General features: G+C 53.1%; 18 protein-coding genes. 8 read left to right on the plus strand and 10 right to left on the minus strand.

The features are described from left to right. Positions 1-89 precede the first annotated feature (89 nt). The 8 genes from IX84_RS07790 to IX84_RS07825 all read right to left on the minus strand — a co-directional run bounded on the left by IX84_RS07790 (position 90) and on the right by IX84_RS07825 (position 7,923). Positions 90-710: a Uma2 family endonuclease gene (locus IX84_RS07790; protein WP_052515861.1), complete on the minus strand. Its 621-nt coding sequence runs from the start codon at positions 708-710 to the stop codon at positions 90-92. A gap of 61 nt (positions 711-771) precedes the next feature. After that, complete coding sequence (locus IX84_RS07795; protein ID WP_044218350.1) at positions 772-1,884, minus strand: ABC transporter permease; 1,113 nt, start codon at positions 1,882-1,884, stop codon at positions 772-774. Beyond that, positions 1,881-2,996, minus strand: coding sequence for an ABC transporter permease (locus IX84_RS07800; RefSeq protein ID WP_044218738.1), 1,116 nt, complete (start codon positions 2,994-2,996; stop codon positions 1,881-1,883). Before IX84_RS07800 ends, IX84_RS07795 begins: the two co-directional genes overlap by 4 nt. 255 nt (positions 2,997-3,251) lie before the next feature. Next, a complete protein-coding gene (locus IX84_RS07805; RefSeq protein WP_052515862.1) occupies positions 3,252-3,989 on the minus strand; it encodes an ABC transporter ATP-binding protein in 738 nt (245 codons plus the stop codon). After that, on the minus strand, positions 3,986-4,888 hold the full coding sequence (locus tag IX84_RS07810; protein WP_394333424.1) for an ABC transporter ATP-binding protein: 903 nt from the start codon (positions 4,886-4,888) through the stop codon (positions 3,986-3,988). Before IX84_RS07810 ends, IX84_RS07805 begins: the two co-directional genes overlap by 4 nt. Before the next feature lie 205 nt (positions 4,889-5,093). Beyond that, complete coding sequence (locus IX84_RS07815; protein WP_044218356.1) at positions 5,094-6,002, minus strand: HlyD family secretion protein; 909 nt, start codon at positions 6,000-6,002, stop codon at positions 5,094-5,096. Between the two features lie 2 nt (positions 6,003-6,004). Next, complete coding sequence (locus tag IX84_RS07820) at positions 6,005-7,273, minus strand: TolC family protein (RefSeq protein WP_044218358.1); 1,269 nt, start codon at positions 7,271-7,273, stop codon at positions 6,005-6,007. A gap of 44 nt (positions 7,274-7,317) precedes the next feature. Beyond that, complete coding sequence (locus IX84_RS07825; protein WP_044218361.1) at positions 7,318-7,923, minus strand: TetR/AcrR family transcriptional regulator; 606 nt, start codon at positions 7,921-7,923, stop codon at positions 7,318-7,320. Between the two features lie 174 nt (positions 7,924-8,097). Between IX84_RS07825 and IX84_RS07830 the strand changes: the two genes are divergently transcribed. The 5 genes from IX84_RS07830 (at position 8,098) to pth (ending at position 12,654) form a co-directional block, all read left to right on the plus strand. Next, positions 8,098-8,790: a hypothetical protein gene (locus IX84_RS07830; protein ID WP_152604956.1), complete on the plus strand. Its 693-nt coding sequence runs from the start codon at positions 8,098-8,100 to the stop codon at positions 8,788-8,790. Positions 8,791-8,801: 11 nt separating this feature from the next. Next, a complete protein-coding gene (locus IX84_RS07835) occupies positions 8,802-9,377 on the plus strand; it encodes a hypothetical protein (RefSeq protein ID WP_044218367.1) in 576 nt (191 codons plus the stop codon). A gap of 247 nt (positions 9,378-9,624) precedes the next feature. After that, positions 9,625-11,172 carry an ATP-binding protein gene (locus IX84_RS07840; RefSeq protein ID WP_044218369.1) on the plus strand — a complete coding sequence of 516 codons (1,548 nt, stop codon included), beginning with the start codon at positions 9,625-9,627 and terminating at the stop codon, positions 11,170-11,172. 49 nt (positions 11,173-11,221) lie between these two features. Continuing rightward, entirely contained in the window at positions 11,222-12,040 is an 819-nt protein-coding gene (locus IX84_RS07845; protein WP_044218372.1) for a 2,3,4,5-tetrahydropyridine-2,6-dicarboxylate N-succinyltransferase, read from the plus strand. A 53-nt stretch (positions 12,041-12,093) separates the two neighbouring features. Continuing rightward, positions 12,094-12,654 carry an aminoacyl-tRNA hydrolase gene (gene pth, locus IX84_RS07850; protein ID WP_152604957.1) on the plus strand — a complete coding sequence of 187 codons (561 nt, stop codon included), beginning with the start codon at positions 12,094-12,096 and terminating at the stop codon, positions 12,652-12,654. Positions 12,655-12,676: 22 nt separating this feature from the next. Here pth and IX84_RS07855 read toward each other — a convergent pair whose 3' ends face one another. Continuing rightward, on the minus strand, positions 12,677-12,910 hold the full coding sequence (locus IX84_RS07855) for a ferredoxin (protein ID WP_202965222.1): 234 nt from the start codon (positions 12,908-12,910) through the stop codon (positions 12,677-12,679). After that, positions 12,891-14,129 carry a peptidase U32 family protein gene (locus tag IX84_RS07860; protein ID WP_044218378.1) on the minus strand — a complete coding sequence of 413 codons (1,239 nt, stop codon included), beginning with the start codon at positions 14,127-14,129 and terminating at the stop codon, positions 12,891-12,893. The genes IX84_RS07855 and IX84_RS07860 overlap by 20 nt, the downstream gene beginning before the upstream one ends. Before the next feature lie 172 nt (positions 14,130-14,301). Between IX84_RS07860 and lptC the strand changes: the two genes are divergently transcribed. From lptC to IX84_RS07875, 3 genes are read left to right on the plus strand one after another with little or no spacing between them, the layout of a single operon-like run. Further along, the gene (gene lptC, locus IX84_RS07865) at positions 14,302-14,859 is read left to right on the plus strand and encodes an LPS export ABC transporter periplasmic protein LptC (RefSeq protein WP_044218380.1); all 558 of its coding nucleotides are present in this window, start codon (positions 14,302-14,304) and stop codon (positions 14,857-14,859) included. After that, a complete protein-coding gene (locus tag IX84_RS07870) occupies positions 14,859-16,121 on the plus strand; it encodes a hemolysin family protein (RefSeq protein ID WP_044218383.1) in 1,263 nt (420 codons plus the stop codon). The genes lptC and IX84_RS07870 overlap by 1 nt, the downstream gene beginning before the upstream one ends. Positions 16,122-16,134: 13 nt before the next feature. Then, the gene (locus IX84_RS07875) at positions 16,135-16,800 is read left to right on the plus strand and encodes a DUF2461 domain-containing protein (RefSeq protein ID WP_044218744.1); all 666 of its coding nucleotides are present in this window, start codon (positions 16,135-16,137) and stop codon (positions 16,798-16,800) included. The last annotated feature ends 86 nt before the right edge of the window (positions 16,801-16,886 follow it).

Consider the following 16,886-nt stretch of genomic DNA (forward strand, 5'->3'; position numbering starts at 1 on the left):
GTTTTTGCAGAAAATGCTGATAGGAGGAATGCAGCCGGGAAAGACGGTCAAAGCGACTCACGAATAAAAGGACCTACCTGGTGAGCTGTTCAAACCTGCACATACAAATCCCCCACCCTAAACCGCACTACCCCCATCTCCAGCAGCTGCTCCCCATCGTCGTAGTCCGTGCTTTTCCAGCGGTAGGTATCGGGGATACGCTCGAACAGGGTGACAAAAGGCTGTGCCTGCTCAATGTACAGGATATGGTCCAAGCCGGGTATGGACTTATAGCCTTGTAGCTTTTCGCCGAAGTCGCGGTTGCGGCTGGAAGGCGATATGACTTCTGCTACCAGCCAGGGGTTGGTGTAAGCATTTTTTCCTTTGGCGTACTCATAAGATGAGGGTTGTCCTCGCACCACGGAGGCATCGGGGGCATAGGCTTTCTGCAATTCCGGGATATAGATGTGACGGTTGCTGCCATATCGCCCGTAGCCTGGCTTGTCTCTAAGCTCTACGTACAGGGCACCCAGCAGATTGGCGACAATGCGCTCGTGTTCATCCGTTGCGATACTCATGATAATAATTTCTCCACGCTCGTACTCTACCGGGTACTCTGCCTTTTCCAACAGCCCCACAAACTCCTCAAAGGTAGCCGGAAACCGTAGTGCTTCCGGCCCTAGCTCTAAGCGTTCGGTATGCGAGGTTGGTATGCTGACTTCTGTGCTCATAATTATAAAAATACTAAACTAGACGAGATGTTGCAAGTGGCAGGCTGGAACTTCGTAGCAATCACCCCACCTTCCGGTAATTCAACACCGCCAACCCATTCACCGCCAGCGCGTAGCCGCCCATCACCGCGATATGCTGACGGATATCCCAGACATCACTACCCTTCAGCAGCACCAGCCGCATCACATCCACGAAGTAGGCCACCGGGTTAAAGCGGGTAATGTCCTGCGCCCAGGGCGGCATGCTCTCGATGGGCGTAAACAGGCCGCTCATCAGAATGAAGATGATGAGGAAAAACCAGGCAATGAACATGGCTTGTTGCTGCGTCTCCGTCACGGTGCTGATGAGCAGCCCGAAGCCGAGGACGACGAGCAGGTACAAGCCGGCAAAGCCAAAGATGAGCCATAGGCTGCCCACGAAGGGGATGTGGAAGACCAGCTTGCCCACCACCAGCCCGATCGCCAGCTCCACCAACGCAATGATCCAAAATGGCAGTAGCTTACCGATGATGAACTCGTGCTTGCGGATGGGGCTCACGTTGATCTGCTCAATAGTACCGATCTCCTTTTCCTTCACGATGTTCATGCCCGCCAGGAACATGCCCACTAGCGTCACGAGGATTACCAGAATACCGGGCACCATGAAGGTCTGGTAGTTTTGCTCCGGGTTAAACCAGTTAGCGGTCTCGATTTGCAGAGCAGCGGGCTGTGCGATCCCACCCCCGTAATTTTGCCGAAAGGCCGCATTGAAATCCCGGATAATCGCATTGGCGTAAGCCGAAGACAGCCCGGCTTTCACCCCGTTGATGGCATCTACTGCCACCTGCAGCTGACTCCTGCCATCGCGTAGCAGCTGCCGCTGAAAGTCAGGGGGGATTTCCAGGTAAAGATCGGCCTCGCCCTGTTGTATCTCATTTGATGCAATCTTGCCTGAAGCGGAGGCGCCAGTCAGGATGAAGTGCTCAGAAGCCTCAAATTGCCCTACGAGCTGCCGGGACGCCTGCGAGTGGTCCAGGTCCACGATGTGCAGCTTGACGTTATCCACCTCGTAGTCGGCAGCGAAAGCCAGCACCAGCAGCTGTATGACCGGCATGAGGAAAATCAGCGGCAGCATCACCCGATGGCGGAAGATTTGCCGGAATTCTTTCTGTACGATGTAGGGTACGGTTTTCATGCGAGTCGGATATTAAAGCTGCGCACGCTCAGCGCAATGAAAAATACAGTCATGCCCAGCAGGATAAGCGTCTCCTGCCAGACCAGTTCCATCCCACCGCCTTTGAGCATCACATCCTTCAGAATGATGATGAACCACTTGGCGGGGATGATATTGCTGATTACCTGAAGGGGAAGAGGCATCGACTCAATCGGGAAGATGAAACCGGACAGCAAAATCGTCGGCAGCATCAGCACCATCAGGCTGAAGAGCATAGCCACCTGCTGACTGTCGGTGCGGGTGGAAATGAGGATGCCGAGCGACAGGGCCGTAAGCACAAACAAAAAGCACTCCAGCCAGAGCAGGGCATAATTACCCCGGATTGGCATGCCGAAGACTTCCGTTCCCAGCAGTAGAATCACTGCGGTATTGGCCAGTGCAAGCAAGATATACGGGATGACCTTACCGATTACAATGAGCGGGGGCGGCAGGGGCGAGGCGAGCAATACTTCCATCGTCCCCACCTCTTTTTCGCGGGTAATAGCGATGGAAGTCATCATAGCGGAGACCAGCATGAGGATGACCGTCATTACGCCGGGCACGAACATAAATACGCTCTTGAGCCCGGCGTTGTACAGCATCCGCACTTCGGTCTGTATGACCATAGGCTGCTGCTGCAGGGGTTGTTGCTCCTGCAAAAAATCGCCGATGATGGCTGAGGCGTAGTTGGATAAAGTCGTAGCGGTATTAGGGTCTGTGCCATCGGCAATGAGCTGTAGGCTCCCCGGAAGGCCCCGGGCGGTTTCCTCCCCAAACTTAGGCGGCAGGACCACTGCCATTTTGATGCTGCCCGCCCGGAAAGCCTCCTCTATTTCCTGTGTGCTGTGCAGGGGTAAAGCCAGGGTGAAGTATTCGGAGGCACTCAGGCGCTGCGTGAGGCGCTGGCTTTGGTCATTCTGTGCATAGTCGAGCACGCCGATGTCCGCATTTTTAATCTCGTTGCTGATGGCAAAGCCAAAGAGCAGCACGAGCACCGCCGGCATGCCCAGCAGAATGAGCAGGGTCCGCCGGTCCCGCAGGATGTGGTAAAACTCCTTGCGGATGAAGATGGACAGCTTTTTGTTCGTACCCATTGGGTTGATTTTAAAAAATTTGTAGTCTTGTTTCCTTTTTAAACACATAGGCACATAGCTCTTTTTGCCCGGGTTGCCTAAACACATAGGCACATAGGACACATAGTCTTTTACTCGCTGCTTTGTATACCCATGTTCGCTACTCCCTCCCCACTGTATCTACACTTCCTCCTATCTATTTCCCCACATCCCGCGCCCCTATATGCCTATGTGTTTCAACCCAACACTGCACACTCACTATATGCCCCTATGTGCCTATGTGTTTCCCCCCCCCGGCCGCGTCAGCCGTAAAAACACCTCATTCATCGTCTCCACGCCGAAGGAAGCCTTCATCGCCTGCGGGGTGTCAAGTGCCGCAATCCGCCCTTCCACCATAATGGACACCCGGTTGCAGTACTCCGCCTCATCCATGTAGTGGGTAGTGACGAAGACGGTAGTGCCCTCATTCGCCGTTTTGTAGATCATCTCCCAGAACTGCCGCCGTGTCACCGGGTCTACGCCACCAGTGGGCTCATCCAGAAAGACGATAGCGGGCCGGTGCAGGATGGCAATGGAAAAGGCCAGCTTTTGCCGCCACCCCAGCGGAATACCGGACACCAGGCTATTCGCAAATTCCGACATGCCAAGCTCTTCGATCAGCCGGTCGGCTTCCTGCCGCACCTGCTTGCGGGGCAGCCCGTAGATACCGCCGTAGAAGCGGATGTTCTCCCGCACCTTCAGGTCTTCGTAGAGTGAAAATTTCTGGCTCATGTAGCCAATGCGGCGCTTGATCTGCTCAGGCTCGCGGTAGACATCGTAGCCGGCTACCATTGCCTCGCCTTCCGTAGGGCGCGACAGCCCGGTAAGCATGCGCATGGCCGTAGTCTTGCCCGCTCCGTTGGCACCGAGAAAGCCGAAGATTTCTCCTTTGTCCACTTCGAAAGAGATGGCGTCCACAGCAGTGAAGTCACCGAATCGCTTGGTTAGATTGTTGGCAGTGATGGCGTGGTTCATACCTGGCTTTTTTCCATGAAAATATCTTCGATAGTGGGCATAGCCTGCTTAATTTCGATATCCGCATGCCCCCTGTCCAGCAGGTAGCCGTGGATCAGCTCAGGCCAAACCACCGACTTCAGGCTAAGATGCACGTACTCGCCGAAGGGGAATACGGTATGGGCCGGTTCGAACTGCCGCAGGTCCTGAATGAGTTGGTAAATATTCGCTGTTTTGACGGCCAGCAACGGTTTGTCGTAGCTGTTGACAATACTATCTGGCTCATCTACCTGCAGAATGGCACCGTCCTGCATGAGCGCTACGCGGTCGCACAGGCTCGCTTCGTCCATGTAGGGCGTGGAGACGAGGATGGTGATGTTTTTGGCCTTGAGCCGCTGCAGCATTTCCCAGAATTCCTGACGGGAGACAGGGTCTACGCCGGTGGTGGGCTCATCGAGCAGGAGCACCGTGGGCTTGTGGATCAGCGCACAGCATAGGGCGAGCTTTTGCTTCATGCCTCCGGACAGCTTGCCCGCCCGCCGGTCTTTAAAGGGCTCCAACTGCACGTAAATATCCCGGATGAGCTCGTAGTTTTCCTCGATCGTAGTGCCGAAGATGGTCGCAAAGAAGGTCAGGTTCTCTTCTACCGTCAGGTCCTGATAGAGGGAGAAGCGGCCCGGCATATACCCGATGCTCCGGCGGATGGCGCGGTAGTCTGCGACCACATCTTTGTGATCAAGCTGCGCGCTGCCCTCATCTGCCAGCAAGAGCGTAGCCAGGATGCGGATGAGCGTGGTCTTGCCTGCCCCGTCCGGCCCAATGAGCCCGAAGAGTTCGCCGGGCTGTACCTGCAGGTTGATGCCGCGCAGGGCAGGGGTGGTGCCGTAGGACTTGCGGAGATTTTGGGTTTGGATCATGATGGTTGTTTTTTAAGACTTGACAAGGGCTTTGGGGGGCTGGGGAAACTTATCAAGTCAGGCGTTACACTACTAGACATTTTTCAAAAGGGATTAATTTTTTCAGCCTCCGCACGCCCCCTAGCCCCCTAAAGGCGGGAACTACAGCCCGCAAAAATCAATCCCTTTTACTCATGAAATCCAGTTTGTCTAGTGGTTTGGTCAGGCGTTACTGTTGGCTGTTTTGGAAAACCACTTCTCCCGGCATACCCATCTTCAGGCGGCCGTCATTTTTCACTTTCACCTTAAAGGCGTAAACGAGGTTGACCCGCTCTTCTTTGGTCTGCACGGTTTTAGGCGTGAATTCCGCTTCATCGGCAATCCAACTGATAGTACCCGAGAGGCTGCGGTTGCTTTCCGCATCCTGATCAACAAGGACGGTGACTTCCTGCCCCAGTTTCAGCTCCGGCAATTGGGCACCGCTGACGTAGGCGCGCAGTTCCAGTTCTTCCAGGGGCGCGATGGTGTAGAGAGGCTTGCCGGCGGCAGTCATCTCGTAGGGCTCCGCCAGCTGCAGCAGGACGGTGCCTGATACGGGATTGTAGATGTAGCTGCGGCGGATTTGTTCTTCCACCACCTCAATCTGCGCCTCGATGGGAGCAATTTCGGACAAAATACCCCGGTTGGCCGTTTGGCTTTGGGCGCGGATGGCATCAATTTCCTTATCAATCACTTCGAGCTGCCCCTGCAGGTCATCGAGTTGCTTAGCGGGCGCCGCCTTGTCAGCGATGAGCGCCTTGAGCCGGCGCTCTTCCCGGAGCAGGTTTTGCTTGCGCTCCTGCAGTACGCGCACCTGAGGTTCTGCATCCTGTGTTTTGCCGGTCACAGCACGGATCTTTGCCCGGAGCTGTTCGCGCTGCAGGTGCAACAAGGTGGTGTCAATTAAGCCCACAAGCTCACCGGCTTTGAGCTGCTGCCCTTCTTCCACATCGAATTGGATAAGCTTGCCGCTGGCTTCCGCCGAAATGATGACTTCACGGGCTTCGAACTTGCCGTAGGCGTCGGAGGTGGCCTCGTTGTCCTGACAGGCGGCCAGGGGCAGGAGGGCCAGCAGGTAGATGATTATTTTGGTATTCATATTCAGAGTATTCCTTTGAGGGTGAGTAATTGGATGTACAGTTGCTGCTTTTGGAGGCGGTACTGCTCCACCTGCAGTTGCGCCTGCCGTACGGCTGCCGATTGGGTGATGTAATCGGCGGCCACAGCGGTGCCTTCACGGAGCTGCGCGTCGATTTGCTGCAGCACTTCTTCCTGAAGCTGTATGATGTCCTGGCCTTGCGCTATGAGTGGGTCAATTGCAGCCATTTCTGTACGGATTTGCACTTCCTGCCGCTCAATTTGTGTGGTGAAAGCCGCCTGCCGCTGACCAATCATCTCCCGCTGCAGGCTCAGCAATTGCCGGCTGCGGTCGGCCTTTCCCCAGTCTACAAAGTTCCAGGAAAAGCGGACGCCGCCCATGGCGAAGGGGCTCAGGCTGTTGTCGAAAAAGTTGAGCGGATTGGGCGCGCCAAAGCCCGCCTGCAGGAAAGCCCCAACAGTAGGCCGCTGATCGGCTTCTATGCCCAATAAGCCCGCCATGAGCTGCTGCTGTTGCTGCTCGAACAGCTTTAGTTCCGGACGTTGCAAATCAGACGGCAGCATTTCGGCAGCGGGGGCAGGCAGTTCAAATTCCACACCTTCCGGAACGTCCTGCCCGAGGAGTACCGCGAGCCCTCCCCTCAGTGCGTCCGTCTTGCTTTTGACCTGGATTATTTCCGACTGCAGCCGGAGTTGTTCTGCCTGCAAACGACTGAGCTCACCCGGCAGCAGGACACCATGCTCCACGCCGGCTTCTACCTGTGAGATCCGGCCCTGCAGCTGTTCCAGCCCGCTTTCCAGAATGTGCATCCGCTCCCGCTGCAGCAGTATGCCAAAGACGTATTGATTGACCTGAGCTTTGAGCGGTTCGAGCTCTACTTCCAACTGCGCTTCCGATACAGCCAGCTGCGCTGCTTCTGCTTCCAGTTTGGCCTCAATGCGCCCGCCATCGTAGAGACTGTACTGTGCATCGGCTGTGGTCTGAAACCGATAGAGCGGCAGGTCAAGGCCCGCGCCGCCCGGAATGGGCAGCTCAAAGGGGAATTCCACCACCTCGCTCTGCAGACTCGCCTGCGCATTCCAGCTGATCTGCGGCAGGCGCGCCTTATCGATTTGCTCTTGCCGCAGTGTGCTTGCCGAGCGCAGCAATCCGGCCTGTTGCGAGAGTGGGTGGGCTTGTTCAGCCATGCTGTAGGCTTGCTCAAGCTGGATGGGCTCCTGAGCCCGAGCCGGCAAGGCCAGAAGCAAGCATAAAAAAGGCAGGTATCTCATATTTTTAAAATTTAACCATTTGGGTAAACTGAGTCCAAAAAAAATTACGCCTTGCGTATGGCGCTGATGACAAATTCCGCCACCTCCTGCTTGCGCTGCTCCATCATTTCATCGTATAACTTGCTACTCACCTGCATCATGCCCTGAAACATAGGGCGGGCGAGGAACGGGAAAACACAGAGCGACAGCATGTTGAGCACGAGTCCAACAGGATTGACCGGCTTGATGTTACCCGCAGCTACTTCCTGCTGAATCTGCATGACTAATGGCAGGGGGTTGGGGCGGGTCTGCCGGCTCAGCAATTCCTGCGCAAAGGCTTCGCCCTTTTGGTTGAGCTCGCTTATGACGAAGGCCGGCATAGCCGGATTCCGCATGAGCAGGCTGATGTAGCGGTCCACGAACTGTTCGATCTTATCAAACAGGGGGATGTCGGCTTCAAACACCTGATTGATACCTGCCGAGAATTTGGCGAAAGCCTCATCGAAGACTGCCCGGAAGAGTTTGTTCTTGCTGCGGTAGTAGTAATGCAGCAGCCCCTTGTTGATCTCCGCCCGGTCGGCAATCTCCTGCATACGGGCTGCAGCGAAGCCTTTGGTCATAAAGACTTCACGGGCGGCGTCCAGTATTTTTTCCTCTGCGGTGGGTTCCATAAGTTTTACCTGATTGGGTAATTTTTGACAAATTTACCTGATTAGGTAATACCAGTCAAGTTTTTGATTCATTTTTTGTAAATGATTCTGCTGGAGAGAACTGTTAAATGCCAGAAACCGGGCAGCATTTTGCCATTGTCACACGTCTATTAAAGACACTAACTCCGCCTGACCATGTCAAAATTCATTGCGCTTGCTCTAATCTTTATGGGCTTATGCCCTTCCCTGAAGGCACAATCTTCTTTTCGCATTCACGCCATGGCCTTAACCACGTCGGAACGGTTTGAGCTGTCCCCTGAAGTCATGGGCTACCGACCGGAACGAAGCCAGAGTTATGGCAATCAGGTGTCTGCACAGTGGGTTTCCAAAAGCCGGATTGGCGCCATTGCCAGTGTAATTTGGCAGACCCTTTCAAATAATGACGACCGATACTACGATGAATTGCAGGAGCTACGGCATGAAGCAGAGGGCAACAGCGACCGTAGTTTTGAATGCATGACCGGTGTGAGCTACCATGTGTTTCCGGAAGGCAAGCCTGTGCAAATTGAGCTTCGGGCTTTGGGAGGGTACCGTAGCCTTTCACTTGGGCAGCAGACCGAAACCTACATTAGCACGGTCACTTACCAGCAAGAGCAGCGGACCTACCAATTTGAACAACAGGGTGGATGGGTTTTTATGCCCGGTATTGTTGTTGAGGTCTGCCCTCAGGAGTCGCCCATTGGTGGTGTTTTGCAAATTAGCAGCTGGCATGCTTCGAGCCAACAAGATTTACAGGTGCTATCGGTCGACGGGCAGGAGCGCATGGAAAGTTTCCGGATGAAATCCAATGGGGTCAGCCTTGCTGTAGGCCTGGTTTATGCTTTTTAAAACCTACTCACATGAAAAACGTACTGCTTGCTTCTTTTCTATTCGTTCTCCTCTTTTCCGCCTGCCGTAATGTTCAGCTTTACAATGAGACGACTTACCCTTCGGAGGAGGATTTTGCGACCACAGACACCCTGGCTTTTTACCTGGAGGATTTACTGTGGATACCCTTTGGCTGGTCTGCCGGGCTTGGTTTCTTCAATCCTGAGCCCAATACTTTTAATTATAATTTTCGGCAGGAAGCGCCGGGCGGATACGCTTTCGAAATCTTATCTGCTATGCGTATTGCCACAGACAACGATATCATTTTGGATCAAACCATTCATGCTGAGCTGAACAACATTGTCCTTTCTGAATTACCCGGGGTGTTTGTTCTTGACAGTACTTCAAACCGGTACTGGACGCTAAAGGATCAAAAGCAAGACAAGCTTTTTATTTCCACTGCTGACCATCCAATCACCCTGGAGATTCCGGTATTTGACACCTTGCAGGGCCGTATGGAGGGATTCTTCGAAGGGCAGTTGGTTAACCGGGAGGACCCATCAGAGGTTGTCACTGTCACGGAAGGACGTTTCAGCATTTCTTTTTAAGGTGTCGGTCATTGGGAAATGATCCACTCGGATGATCGGAGAACACGCTTGGGTGTATCTTAACTTTGAAGTGTAGAGGTATCTGATTGACCCTAACTGGCTGAATACCCGTATGCACCTTTAGAAGCGTTCGTTACTGTTGCACGCCCCCATTTAGTTTCGGTCAGAAATGCAGTTCGGGGTTTACCCTCATTTTTCTAAAATATTTGTTGAGGCCACGTCTGCCAATTTTCGTTATCTTGTCCACATGAAGCAGTTACCCATCGGCATACAAGATTTCAAGGTACTACGGGAGGGCAACTACATCTATGTAGACAAGACAGAACACATCCACCGGCTGGCGACTACCGGGAAGTACTATTTTCTGTCCAGGCCACGACGGTTTGGAAAGTCCTTGCTGCTCACCACTATTCGCGACTTGTATGCAGGCAGGAAGTCTCTGTTTGAGGGGCTGTGGATTGAGGATCATTGGGACTGGGCTGCCACATCTCCAGTGCTGCACTTCTATTTTGACAAGATCAATTACGCTCAGAAAGGCCTCGCCAATGCATTGGTATACGACCTGAACCGAAAGGCGGAGCACTACGGACTTACCCTTGCTGCAACAGATTACAAATCGCTGTTTGTAGAACTCCTGGAAAAATTGGCTGCTAAGAACGGCCCCGTAGTTTTGCTGATTGATGAGTACGATAAACCTATTCTCGATTATCTAAGCGAAGAGGATTTGGACACTGCGAAAGCGAATCGTCATATTTTGCGTGAATTTTATGGTATCATAAAAGGTTCAGATGCCGATTTGCGGTTTGTTTTACTCACTGGCGTATCCAAATTTGCCAAGGTTTCTGTGTTTTCTCACCTCAACAACCTCAATGACCTTACGCTACACCGCGAATACGCAACGCTTACTGGATACACGCAAGAAGAGCTGGAACATTACTTTACAGATTACATAACAGCTGCAAAAACAGCTCTGGAAATCAGCGAGGCAGCCCTTCTAAAAACCATGAAGGACTGGTACAATGGCTATTCCTGGGACGGCGAGCATAAAGTCTACAATCCATTTGGAATCCTCAACTTCTTCAGCAACAAAGCATTTTCCAATTTCTGGTTCTCAACAGGTAGCCCAAGGTTTCTGATCGAGCAGATGAAAGAGCAGGGGGTTTATCAGGTAGAGGATATCGAAGTCAGCAATACGGCTTTGGAGCGCTTTGATATTGAAAATTTGACACTTGTCCCTCTGTTGTTTCAGGCAGGCTACCTTACGGTAAAATCTTCCAACCGGATGACGGGAGAATACATTCTGGGCTACCCCAATCTCGAGGTGCAGGAAAGCATGTACGAGCATCTGATCGATGAGCTGGCGCATAATCCGAGCCGGCTAAATACCGGCCGAACGATTCAGGACATGCAGCGTGCTTTTATAAGAAATGAACTGGATGAGGTACGCAATATTTTGGAAGCTATCCTGTCTGACCTTCCCTATGAAGTTTTTGACCGCAAATCTGAAGGGTTATACCATGGCCTGGTTCATCTGATTTTCAATTACCTGGGGATTTATGCCCAAAGTGAGGTGCATTCCTCCAAAGGCCGGGCGGATGCCATAGTGGAAACCCCAACGCATGTATATATTTTTGAATTCAAGTTTGATCAATCTGCAGAGGCAGCCCTTGAGCAAATACTTTCAAATGCATACGCTGACCGATACCGAAGCTCTAAAAAAAAGATCACCGGCATAGGCGTTAACTTCAAACCCGACCAACGGACGGCTTTAGATTGGAAGGTAGCCCACTTATAGCGCCCCTCCCCCAATAATTCCTTACCTTTGCGCCCTCAAACATCCCGATATGGAAAATCTGCAACAACTCATCGATAATGCCTGGGAAGACCGCTCCCAGCTTAAGGAAAAGCCGGTACAGGAAGCTATTCAGCATGTGATGGCCAAGCTCGATCAGGGCAAGCTGCGCGTAGCCGAGCCCACCAAAGATGGCGAATGGAAAGTCAACGAGTGGGTTAAAAAAGCCGTGGTGCTTTACTTTCCGCTGGCGCAAATGGAGACCATCGAAGTGGGGCCGTTTGAATTTCACGACAAGATTCCGCTCAAAAAGAACTATAAGGCACAGGGCGTACGCGTCGTACCTCATGCTATTGCGCGCTACGGTGCCTACCTGGAAGAAGGTGTTATCATGATGCCGAGCTACGTGAACCTTGGGGCATGGGTAGGCAGCGGTACTATGGTGGATACCTGGGCTACTGTGGGCTCCTGCGCTCAGATTGGCCGCAATGTACACCTGAGCGGGGGTGTAGGCATTGGGGGCGTACTGGAACCTTTGCAGGCCACACCGACCATCATTGAAGACAACTGCTTCATCGGGTCCCGCAGTATCGTAGTGGAAGGCGTGCGCGTGGAAAAAGAAGCGGTGCTGGGCGCCAATGTGGTGCTCACCCAGTCTACCCGCATCATTGATGTGACCGGAGAGGAGCCCGTGACTTACAAAGGCCGGGTACCGGCGCGATCAGTTGTTATCCCTGGTACTTATCCCAAGGAATTCCCGGCAGGCACTTATCAGGTAGCCTGCGCGTTGATCATCGGGCAGCGCAAACCGAGTACAGACAAGAAAACGTCTCTGAACGATGCCCTGCGCGAGTTCAATGTAGCCGTTTAATGAACTGGCTATTCGATTTATTCCGGAAAAAAGAGACCATACCTGCGGATCCTATGAAGTATCTGATTGCGGGCCTCGGCAATATTGGGGCGAAATACGACAACACCCGGCACAACATCGGCTTCGACGTAGTGGATGCCCTTGCAGAAAAGTACGGGGGCGAGTGGGCGACTGAAAAGCTGGGCGATATGGCAACGATCAAGCAGCGGGGGCGCACCTTCGTTTTGCTCAAGCCCTCCACCTACATGAACCGCAGCGGCAAAGCGGTCCATTATTGGATGCAAAAGGAGAAGATCGACAAGAACCGCCTGTTAGTGGTGATCGACGATCTGAACCTCGATTTTGGCAAAATCCGCCTGCGCGGCAAAGGCAGCGACGGCGGGCACAACGGGCTGAAAGATATCGATCAGGTGACGGGGGGAAATAACTATGCCCGCCTGCGCATCGGCATTGGCAATGATTACCATCAGGGGCAGCAGGTCGATTACGTGCTGGGCGAGTGGTCTTCTGAGCAGCAGGACGAACTCCCTAAGCTCATCAAGCGGGCGGCGGAAGCCTGTGTGGCATTTGGAGCGATCGGTCTACAGCATGCCATGAATAAATACAATGGATAACGCAGGAAAGTGTCAAACCCACTCAAACCTCTTTTAGCCGGATAATCTTCACCGGGCAGTTGGCTGCAGCACGGGCATTGGCATCATATTCCAGCCAATTGACTTCCTTGAGGAAGTACTGCCCCCTTTGCCGGCTTTTGCGCAGGTAGCTTTTGCCATCTGTTTTAGAGATGACCCAGTGCTCGGGCGCGGCTTCCACGCAGGCATTGCAGCCAATACATTTGTGCCGCAGAAAACTAATTTGTATTTGGCTCAACTTTGTACAATTTATCGGATGGGCGGATTTTTTCACCTACCGGCATAGAGAAATGAGCACCACGCCTGTTGATGACTTCCACCGGCTGTGCCTCCAGATGCAGAGAGGTGACTTTAGTGCGCAGGTAGCCGGTCGTAGGCCCGGTGATAATGACCTCATCGCCCAGGCGCAGGTCGCCCGACTGTAATTTGAACTCACCTATACCGATACCGCTAAAGTATTTGATGCCCGTGCCCAGGAAGACTTTGCGTTCTTTGGCCACAGAGCCCGGTGCATCCGTCCATTCACCCATCTTCTGCCCCAGGTAGTAGCCACCCCAGAAGCCCCGGTTGTAGACCTGTTCCAGGCGTTCCATCCATGCATCTACTTTTGTGCTGCTGAAGGTACCGTCCTGTATAGCGTCCAGCGCTTCCCGGTAGCAGCGGGTCACTTCGTACACGTATTCCGGGCCTTTGCTGCGGCCTTCTATTTTGAAAACGCCCACTCCAGCCTCTGCCAGCTTGTCGAGAAAGCCGATGGTATTCAGATCTTTGGGCGACATGATGTATTCGTTATCGATAAGCAGCTCGTGCCCCTCTTCATCCTTTACGGTATACGTGCGGCGGCAGTTTTGCTTGCAGGCACCCCGATTGGCAGAGGAGTTGTGGGTGTGCAGGCTGAGGTAACATTTGCCGGAAACGGCCATACAAAGCGCACCATGCACAAAAGCTTCAATTTGTACCGGTTTACCAGAAGGGCCGCAGATATTTTGCTGCTCAAGAGCCCGGCAAATTTGCGCCACCTGAGAAAGGGTAAGTTCCCGGGAGAGCACCATCACCTCCGCAAACTGCGCATAGAACTTCACCGCTTCCACATTGGTGATATTCGCCTGCGTGGACAGGTGAACATCCACGCCCAGCTCGCGGGCATACTGCATCACACCAGGCTCCATAGCAATGACAGCGTCAATCTGATGCTCGGCTGCTGTGCCCACAATACGGCGCATCATAGGCAGATCGTGGTCGTAGAGTACGGTATTGAGCGTGATATAGGAACGTACCCCGGCAGCCCGGCACAGGCGGCTCACCTCCGGCAGGTCTTCCAGCGTAAAGTTGTTGGCAGAGCGGGCACGCATATTCAGCTGCTCCACCCCAAAGTAAACCGCATCTGCGCCAGCGTCTATCGCAGCGGTCAGGCTATCAAAAGCCCCGGCGGGGGCCAGCAATTCCAGTTTTTGCATTTTCCGGTAGCATTTTCAGCCTGCAAAGATCGGGGGAAACCGCCGGACAGCAGGTGACATTTGTCATACGCACTATGTCGATATTAACCTTGTGTTAAGCAACTAGCAGGCTCTAAATCTGTATCATGAAGCAGAAGCTCCTATATTTGTATTATGATATCAAATCGCACTTATGATTAGAGCCTTTTGGGTAAGTATGGTTTTGCTGCTTGCGGCGGGTTGCAAGAACGACCTTGCAGAAATTGAAGCGCTCAATGAGCAGCTGCGCGTAGATGTGGAAACAGCAAAGGAAGTGGAAATCCTGTACAGCGATTCGGCGCAGGTACGGGTACGGGTCACCGGGCCTACCATGCTTTACCACCTCAACCGGTCAGAGCCGGAGCAGGAATTCCCGGATGGGGTCAATGTAGAGTTTTTCGGGCCAGACGGCGAGGTGACGAGCCAGCTAACGGCACTGTACGGGCTGCGCCGGCAGAACAAGAAAGAAGTAGTGGTGCGCGACAGCGTGGTCTGGAAAAGCGTGGAAGGAGATACCCTGGAGACTGAAGAGCTCTTTTGGGATGAACGCCGGGAAAAGATCTACTCCAATAAGTTCGTCGTCATCACCCGGCCCGATGAGGTCATCTATGGCCATGGCTTTGAAGCCGACCAGGACTTTTCCTACTCCCGCATTAATGCTATAGAAGGGCGCATCAAGGTAGACAACCCCGATAAACAGGATAACCCGTAATGCTGATTGGACTAATCATATTATCTCTGGTGCTCTCTGCGCTGTTTTCCGGTACGGAAATCGCCTTTGTCTCGGCTAATAAGCTACGGGTAGAAATCAAGAAAAAGAAAAGCGCCCGCCGGGGCAGCATCATCTCCGGTTTTTACAATGACCCGGCCAGTTTCCTTGGCACCATGCTCGTAGGCAATAATATTGCCCTCGTGCTGTTCACCACTCTTATGACCAAGCTCATAGAGCCCTATTTTTTGGAGTGGATGCCCTTTCTGGCGGAGCGTCCACTGGCCCTTCTACTGCTGGAGACGCTCGTCATTACCATCGTGGTGCTCATTTTCGGCGAGTTCCTGCCCAAAACCCTATTCCGCCTTTTTGCCGATCAGGTGCTTTACTTTTTGGCCGTGCCCCTGCAACTGCTCAAGTGGATTTTACTGGCCCCTTCCTGGCTCATGACCAAGCTGTCCAATCAGCTGTTGCGCCTGCTGCGCACGCCGGTGGAACAGGTCGACAATGCCTTTACCCGCCTGGACCTGGAGCATTTCATACAAGGCACGCAGGGAAATGAGGAAGAAGATATCGACAGGGAACTCTTTGGCAAAGCCCTTAACCTGAGGGGCGTACGGGTAAGGGAGTGCATGATCCCCCGGCCTGAGATTGAAAATATTGATGTGACTGCCACGGTGGAAGACCTGGAACAGCTCTTCCGGGAAACCAAGCTCTCGCGCATCATCATCACTAATCAGGATATCGACAATGTACTTGGGTATATCCACCACCAACAACTGCTCAAACGGCCCAGGTCCATCAGCCGGGAGATTATGGAGCTGCCCTATGTTCCGGAAGCCATGCCGGTAGCGGATCTCCTGAGCCGGTTTATCCGCGACCGCATCAACATAGCCATGGTGGTCGACGAATTCGGTGGCATTTCAGGGCTCATCACCATGGAGGACATTCTGGAGGAGCTCTTTGGTGAGATTGAAGACGAGCACGATCAGGAAGAGCACGTGGAGCGCGTCATTGAGGAAGGGCAGGAGTACATCTTTTCCGGCCGCCTGGAAGTCGACTACCTCAATGAAAAGTACGATCTGGATTTGCCGGAAGGCGAATACCACACCCTGTCCGGCTACATCGTCACCCAAACCGGCACCATACCCGAGCAAAACGATGAGCTGATTTTTGGCGGGTATAGATTTGTGCTGGAGCTCGTCAGCGATACTAAAATCGAGACCATACGCATGATCAAAAAAGAACCTTTATCTTTGGAATAAAATGAGTGCCGCCATGATCACCCCGCCTACCTTTGAGTTCCTCCTCGACCTGAAAGCCAACAACAACCGCGACTGGTTCACCGAACATAAGCCCCGCTATCAAAAGGCGCATAAGGAGTTCAAGGCTTTCGCCAATGTACTGCTGGATGAAGTGTCCCACCACGACGAAATTGAAAACCTCAAGCTCTTCCGTATTTACCGCGATGTGCGCTTTTCCAAAGACAAATCGCCTTACAAGCCTCACTTCAGCGGAAGTATGGTACGGGCGACCAAATGGCGGCGCGGCGGTTACTACTTCCATATTTCTCCCGGTGGCTCCTTTGCCGGCGGTGGATTTTGGGACCCCAATACGGATGATCTGAAGCGGATCCGGACAGAAATTGCCAACCACCCCGAAGAAATGCGCGAAGTCCTTCAGCACCCGGAGCTCCAACAATACTTTAACGGGCTGGAAGGCGATCAGGTGAAGACCGCGCCCCGCGGCTTCACCAAGGACCACCCGGCCATCGACCTGCTGCGCTATAAACAGTTTTTACTGACCCACCCTTTCACTGATGAGGAAGTGCTCGCACCGGGCTTCGCACAACAACTGAGCCGGGTCTTTCAGGCCATGCGCCCCTTCTTCGATTATATGAGCGAGGTACTGACGACGGATGAGAATGGGGTGCCGATTGAATGAGGTTGACTTTCTTAACATAATCAACTACGACACCCCAAATTCATAGCTCAACCCAAAATGCTGACCTACAGTGCCTGAGGCCACTT

It is taken from the genome of Phaeodactylibacter xiamenensis (genome assembly GCF_000759025.1).
GTDB lineage: Bacteria > Bacteroidota > Bacteroidia > Chitinophagales > Saprospiraceae > Phaeodactylibacter > Phaeodactylibacter xiamenensis.

Coding starts and splice junctions, on each gene's coding strand:
- IX84_RS07870 (WP_044218383.1), top strand. CDS start 14,859: ATGCTGATTGGACTAATCATATTATCTCTGGTGCTCTCTGCGCTGTTT.
- IX84_RS07820 (WP_044218358.1), bottom strand. CDS start 7,273: ATGAGATACCTGCCTTTTTTATGCTTGCTTCTGGCCTTGCCGGCTCGG.
- lptC (WP_044218380.1), top strand. CDS start 14,302: ATGATTAGAGCCTTTTGGGTAAGTATGGTTTTGCTGCTTGCGGCGGGT.
- IX84_RS07835 (WP_044218367.1), top strand. CDS start 8,802: ATGAAAAACGTACTGCTTGCTTCTTTTCTATTCGTTCTCCTCTTTTCC.
- IX84_RS07815 (WP_044218356.1), bottom strand. CDS start 6,002: ATGAATACCAAAATAATCATCTACCTGCTGGCCCTCCTGCCCCTGGCC.
- IX84_RS07840 (WP_044218369.1), top strand. CDS start 9,625: ATGAAGCAGTTACCCATCGGCATACAAGATTTCAAGGTACTACGGGAG.
- IX84_RS07805 (WP_052515862.1), bottom strand. CDS start 3,989: ATGAACCACGCCATCACTGCCAACAATCTAACCAAGCGATTCGGTGAC.
- IX84_RS07860 (WP_044218378.1), bottom strand. CDS start 14,129: ATGCAAAAACTGGAATTGCTGGCCCCCGCCGGGGCTTTTGATAGCCTG.
- IX84_RS07830 (WP_152604956.1), top strand. CDS start 8,098: ATGTCAAAATTCATTGCGCTTGCTCTAATCTTTATGGGCTTATGCCCT.
- IX84_RS07845 (WP_044218372.1), top strand. CDS start 11,222: ATGGAAAATCTGCAACAACTCATCGATAATGCCTGGGAAGACCGCTCC.
- IX84_RS07790 (WP_052515861.1), bottom strand. CDS start 710: ATGAGCACAGAAGTCAGCATACCAACCTCGCATACCGAACGCTTAGAG.
- IX84_RS07800 (WP_044218738.1), bottom strand. CDS start 2,996: ATGGGTACGAACAAAAAGCTGTCCATCTTCATCCGCAAGGAGTTTTAC.
- IX84_RS07875 (WP_044218744.1), top strand. CDS start 16,135: ATGATCACCCCGCCTACCTTTGAGTTCCTCCTCGACCTGAAAGCCAAC.
- IX84_RS07825 (WP_044218361.1), bottom strand. CDS start 7,923: ATGGAACCCACCGCAGAGGAAAAAATACTGGACGCCGCCCGTGAAGTC.
- pth (WP_152604957.1), top strand. CDS start 12,094: ATGAAGTATCTGATTGCGGGCCTCGGCAATATTGGGGCGAAATACGAC.
- IX84_RS07795 (WP_044218350.1), bottom strand. CDS start 1,884: ATGAAAACCGTACCCTACATCGTACAGAAAGAATTCCGGCAAATCTTC.